Consider the following 3,227-nt stretch of genomic DNA (forward strand, 5'->3'; position numbering starts at 1 on the left):
GAGGCGGCCAAGGCGCGGCGCGACCCGCTGGACCATGTCCTGTTCGCGGGGCCACCCGGGCTCGGCAAGACCACGCTGGCCCAGATCCTGGCGGCCGAATTGGGCGTGGGCTTCCGCATGACCAGCGGCCCGATCATCGCCCGCGCCGGTGACCTGGCAGCCCTGCTCACCAACCTCCAGCCGCGCGACGTCCTGTTCATCGACGAGATCCACCGGCTCTCCCCGGCGATCGAGGAGGTGCTCTACCCGGCGATGGAGGATTTCCAGCTCGACCTGATGATCGGCGAGGGGCCCTCGGCCCGCTCGGTGCGCATCGACGTGCAGCCCTTCACCCTGGTGGGCGCCACCACGCGCTCCGGCCTGTTGACCACGCCCCTGCGCGACCGGTTCGGGATCCAGGCACGGCTGGAATTCTACACGATCGAGGAGCTGGTCTCGATCCTGCGCCGGGGAGCCCGGCTGCTGGGCTTTGACCTGGCCGAGGACGGAGCGGTCGAGATCGCCAAGCGAGCGCGCGGCACACCCCGCGTCGCCACCCGCCTGCTGCGCCGGGTGCGCGACTTCGCCACGGTCGAGCGGGCCAAGTCCGTGGACCGAGCACTCGCCGACCGGGCGCTCCTGCGCCTGGACGTCGACCGGCTGGGGCTGGACACGCTGGACCGGCGCTACCTCAAGATGATCGCCCAGGCCTATGGCGGCGGGCCGGTCGGGATCGAGACGCTGTCGGCAGCGCTCGCCGAGGAGCGCGACACGATCGAGGAGACGGTCGAGCCGTTCCTGATCCAGCAGGGCCTGGTCCAGCGCACGCCGCGCGGGCGGATGCTTACCCGGCCGGCCTGGCTGCACCTGGGTGAGACGCCGCCGGCCAGCATTGAGCAGCCCAGCATGTTCGACGAGCCGCCGCCATGACAGGGGCGCACCGGCTGGCGATCCGGGTCTATTACGAGGACACGGATGCCGGCGGCATCGTCTACCATGCCAACTATCTGCGCTTCGCCGAGCGCGCCCGCACCGAATGGCTGCGCGCCCGCGGCTTCGATCATCCGGTTCTGCTGGAGCGCTTCGGCGTCCTGTTCACCGTGCGGCGCTGCGACGCGGTGTTCCTGGCACCGGCCAGGCTCGACGACGAGATCCTGGTCGAGACCGTCCCCCAGGGCATCGAGGGTGCCCGGATCCGCCTCGGCCAGCGGGTCCTGAAAGGGGAGCGGGAACTCGTGACCCTGGCGCTGGAACTGGTCCTGGTGAACCGTGCCATGCGGCCGGTGCGCGCCCCGCCCCCGTTGCGCGCGATCCTGTCCGCGCCGGCCGGATCGTGATGGGCAGCCTGCGGATATCTCGCGTGCTACGCGAGAGTTCCGCTTGACACCACATCGCGCCTATGGTGCAGGTGCAGACGGAGAAAGTCAGTCGGCTTCATTGTCTTAGCTGAAGTTCCTGACCTCCTTTCCTGCTTGCCGCGACTGCGGCCGCGCCCCGCGCTTCGGCTGGATCACCAGAACCATGGATCCCAATCTCGTCACCGCCGCTCCGATCGCGACGCCAGAGGCCGCGCTGTCCGTATGGTCGCTGGTCATGCAGGCCGACCTGGTGGTGAAGTCGGTGATGCTGATCCTGGCACTCGCCTCGCTGTGGTGCTGGGCGGTGATCTTCGAGAAGGTCTGGCGGCTGGCCGCGCTCAAGCGCCGCACCACCGGCTTCGAGCGGGCGTTCTGGTCCGGGGCGCCACTGGAAGAGCTCTACCGTAGGTTGGCCAAGCGGCCCGATCATCCCATGGCGATGATGTTCGCGACCGCAATGGAGGAGTGGCGCGAGGCGCCGCGCAATGCGCTGCGCGACGGCGGCAGCCACCTGCTCGACCGGATCGGCCGGGTGATGCGCCTGGCCATGGACCGCGAGCTGGTAGCGCTCGAGCGCAGCGTGCCCTCGCTCGCGACGATCGGCTCGGTGGCACCGTTCCTGGGCCTGTTCGGTACGGTCTGGGGCATCATGAACAGCTTCACCGCGATCGCGGTGTCCAAGAACACCACGCTCACTGTGGTGGCCCCCGGCATCGCCGAGGCCCTGTTCGCCACGGCGGTGGGGCTGGCGGCAGCGATCCCGGCTGTGGTCGCCTACAACAAGCTGTCCGGCGAGATCGATCGCTATGCCGAGCGCCTGGAGAGCTTCGGCGAGGAGTTCCAGGTCGTGCTGGCGCGCGAGATCGAGGCGAGCGGGGCCGCCTGAGCATGGCCGGGACCTCGTTCAACCCGACAGGGTCGGGGCGCCGGGGCCGGCGGCGCCGCCGGCAGATGTCCGAGCCGAACGTCACGCCGCTGGTCGACGTGATGCTGGTGCTGCTGATCGTGTTCATGGTGGCGGCCCCGCTGCTCACCGTGGGCGTGGCGGTGGACCTGCCGCAGACCGCAAGCTCGCCGTTGCCCGGGCAGGACGAGCCGCTGGCGGTGACCGTGGGCGCGGACGGCAAGGTCTACCTGCAGGACAGCGAGATCACGGTGGCTCAGCTGGGCCCGCGCCTCCAGGCGATCACCCAGCGCAATGCCGAGGCCAGGATCTTCGTGCGCGGCGACCAGGCGGTGAACTATGGCCAGGTCATGGCGGTGATGGGGGCAATCCATTCGGCAGGCTTTACCAAGGTCGCCCTCTTGACCCAGACGCCGGACGAGACCGGCCCGCTTCCCGGCGGCGACACATGACCGGCACCCAGGCTGGCGGGTGAGGGGGGATGCGCAAGTATCTGCTCGCCTCGGCCGGTTTCCATGCCCTGATCGCCGGCCTGCTCTGGTTCGGCCTGCCCGAGTGGGGCAAGCCCCTGCCCGAGGATGGCGGGGTCGCCGTCGAGCTGGTGAGCGAGGCGCCGGACCTGCCGCCGCGGCCGCAGCCCGCGGCTCAGGCGCCGGTGCCCGAGCGCAAAGCCGCCTCGCGCCAAGCGCAGGCGACCGAGGAGAAGCCGAAAGAGCCGCCCAAGGCGCCGCCGGCACCCCCGCCGCCCCCGCCACCGCCGGCACCACCCCCACCGGCACCGCCGCCCCCGGCGCCGCCACCGCCGCCACCTCCTCCGCCGCCGCCTCCGGCACCCGTACCCGAGGTGAAGCCGGCACCGGCCGAAACCCCGCTGCCCGAACCGAAGCCGCCAGCGCCGCCTCCACCTCCGCCTCCGCCACCTCCGCCGCCCCCGCCGGCCGCGCCACCGCCTGCCCCGCCGCCGCCCGCTCCGCCGGCAGCGGCGC

4 protein-coding genes and 1 pseudogene are annotated in these 3,227 nt (G+C 71.5%); all 5 read left to right on the forward strand.

From position 1 onward, the window contains the following. Positions 1–909 (forward strand): Holliday junction branch migration DNA helicase RuvB (gene ruvB, locus EQG76_RS14165; RefSeq protein WP_159714522.1); only part of this gene is annotated, 909 nt, incomplete at its 5' end. Next, positions 906–1,316: a tol-pal system-associated acyl-CoA thioesterase gene (gene ybgC, locus EQG76_RS14170; RefSeq protein ID WP_235031367.1), complete on the forward strand. Its 411-nt coding sequence runs from the start codon at positions 906–908 to the stop codon at positions 1,314–1,316. The genes ruvB and ybgC, both read left to right, overlap by 4 nt. Positions 1,317–1,500: 184 nt before the next feature. Continuing rightward, the gene (gene tolQ, locus EQG76_RS14175) at positions 1,501–2,223 is read left to right on the forward strand and encodes a protein TolQ (protein WP_159714524.1); all 723 of its coding nucleotides are present in this window, start codon (positions 1,501–1,503) and stop codon (positions 2,221–2,223) included. A gap of 65 nt (positions 2,224–2,288) precedes the next feature. Then, on the forward strand, positions 2,289–2,693 hold the full coding sequence (tolR, locus tag EQG76_RS14180) for a protein TolR (RefSeq protein WP_200840813.1): 405 nt from the start codon (positions 2,289–2,291) through the stop codon (positions 2,691–2,693). Between the two features lie 29 nt (positions 2,694–2,722). After that, positions 2,723–3,227, forward strand: a pseudogene (locus EQG76_RS31715) (hypothetical protein); the annotation flags it as partial.

This window comes from Geminicoccus flavidas, assembly GCF_009806515.1.
Classification (GTDB): domain Bacteria; phylum Pseudomonadota; class Alphaproteobacteria; order Geminicoccales; family Geminicoccaceae; genus Geminicoccus; species Geminicoccus flavidus.